General features: G+C 42.7%; 1 protein-coding gene. It reads right to left on the bottom strand.

Annotation, left to right across the window (positions count from 1 at the left end):
• Positions 1-2,393 (bottom strand): TonB-dependent receptor (locus Q0R52_RS09245; RefSeq protein WP_295794191.1); only part of this gene is annotated, 2,393 nt, incomplete at its 3' end.
• Between the last annotated feature and the right edge of the window lie 176 nt (positions 2,394-2,569).

The following is a 2,569-nucleotide window of genomic DNA, read 5'->3' as shown; positions in this document are numbered from 1 at the left end:
CTTATGCCCCGCTTATTTTTCTTTATTGATTCTTTTAATTTTCCGAATTTATAGCTGAGGGATGCGCCGAAGGAGCTGAAGTTCTGCTGATCGTGACTTACCTGGTCAAAATTTGGCCCGAATGAATTTGTGACGTTAACGCGGTGGCGCTTGTATGGATTATTGGTAAAGGCCGAAAAAGTAAGCTTATCTTTAATAATATCTTTACTTGCATTAAACGCTGTGCTGACATACGCGTTAGATTGCTGCTGAACAGTAAGCTGGCCGCCATTTACATAGATATTAACGCCGGTTCGCCAGCCATTGCTTAATTTAAGGCCCGAAGCGAAGTTGGCGCCAAACATAAATCCATGATTTTTTATTGGCTGGCCGTTGCTTACCCCTGTTGCCCAACCATGCGCCAGGCCTCCGTTGAGGCTTACATTCCAGGTTGGGGTTAATGGATAGTTAAAGTTTACGTTTCCTCCTAATGCCCTTGCGCTTCCGGTATTTTCAAAACGAGTGCGGGTAATATTGGTAACTTCATCATACGATGATACCGGGAAAATAAGGCCCTGAATCCAATTGTACTGCAGGCTAACAAATAGGCTGCCTTTGGCTGTCCAATCAAACCCAAATCGTACCTGGTTACCCTTGGTAGGGCGCAGGTCAGGATTGCCTGAAGTTTCGAATGTGGGGTTAGACCTGTCAACAAAAGGGTTTAACTGATTGATACCGGGGCGCTGAATACGCTGGTTCCAGCCAAAACTAAGGCCCGTGGTTTTAAAACGCTTGCTCATGGCAACGGAGGGTACTACACTAAAATATTTTTGCGACACTTGTGAGGCTGTCGACAAAAAATCGGCAGCGATATCTGTATGCTCAACCCTAACACCGGCTTTTAACGACCAGGTTTTTATATTATATTGATAAGAGTTGTAACCCGCTAAAATTGTCTGTCTGTTATTAAAGGTGTTTGTTTTTGATGGATCTGCTAAATAATTGCCGGCCGCATCCTCAGCTAAATATTGAAAGTCACTTTCGTTATCACGAACAATTGCTTTTACGCCCGCTTCAATATTGAGTTTGTTTATGGGGTATACGTGATCTAATTGCACAGTATGCTCGCTCATAATGCTTTTATTAGCCTGGCGAAAGTCGGGCAGCGTATAATTTATCCTGTTGTTAAAAAATTGATCGGCGTTTTGATGGTTTACAAAGCCATAATAACGGTAAGAAAAAGTAGTCAATTGGTTTTTGTTGCGGCTATACCCTTTCTGATAATTAACAGCCAGATCTGCCCCTTGTCCATTATTATTATTATCTGTCAGCAAATCATACCGCTGTGTAATAGTGGTAGGATCACGTAAGACTGAATTTTGAGATGACCTCCCGGTTCCATTACTGCCATTCAGGTTAAACTGACCCGAGATCAGGTTCAACGAGTCTATCTCATAACTTAACTCCATGCCCAGATAAGCATTTTTGCCATTGCTCTCGCGGTCGCCAAACTGAAAAAGTGTCGATGACGTTGTACTCTTTCCTGTGCGAAGGATATCATTTGTTGTTGAAGGAGTATTAGCCAAACCACCGCCGCCAAATGCCGACAAACCAAACTTGCCGGATTTAGTGGTAAATGATCCCCCTATGGTCGGGCCGCCCGCAGGAAAGCGTTCGTTAACATTAAGGTTGGCGTTATAACCGTCGTCTATAGTTTTATTAGTGATGATATTGATTATCCCAGCCAAACCTTCTGCGTCATATTTAGAAGAAGGGGTGGTAATAACCTCAATTTTTTGAATGCTTGATGCAGGCATGCTTTTTAACACGTCCTTTGGATTTCGCTCCAGTAAACTCGACGGTTTACCGTTAATAAAAATCCGGTAAGCCGGGCTTCCGCTTACCTGGATGTTATCTTCGGCATCAACAGTTAGTAAAGGCACCTTTCGCATCATTTCCAACACGTTGTTGAATTTGCTGGTAGGGTCGGCCTGGATATCGTAAGCAATACGGTCGGCCTCCTGTTTAATAACCGGTCGATTCGCTGTTACAGATACCGTTTTAATTTGCGTAGTTGAGGCGCTTATAGCTACATCTCCTAAATCAAGCAGCTTATTACCATCGGCAGAGATGCTCATGGATTTACCTGTATAGCCAACTACTGTAAAATTGATAACGAATTTACCCGGCTTTACATTGCTGATCATAAAGGTGCCATCTATTTTGCTGACAACCGTTTTTATCTGCTGATTATTGGAGTTTTTAAGCGCCACGGTGACAAATTCGGCAGGCTTTCGGGTTAATGAATCAATGAGCCGCCCTGTGATATTGTCACCGCCGGCGGTGCTTTGTGCGAATAATGTGTATATCCCAACTAAACAAAGCAATAAGGTTAAAGTAGTTTTCAGTTTCATATGTAAGTCGTTTTTTGTGATTTGACTACAAACCATGTACTATGTTACACATAGTACCAAACAATACACAGAACAGAGCAATGGCTTTGTGGATATAAAGCAAAATGGTAGGGTATATCAAAACCATACCCCACTGTTCGAAGTTTGTAAATCGGACGACTATGCCCGTAGTCTTT

Source organism: Mucilaginibacter sp. (assembly GCF_025359345.1).
Classification (GTDB): Bacteria; Bacteroidota; Bacteroidia; order Sphingobacteriales; family Sphingobacteriaceae; genus Mucilaginibacter.
This window is presented reverse-complemented; position numbering and strand designations above follow the sequence as displayed.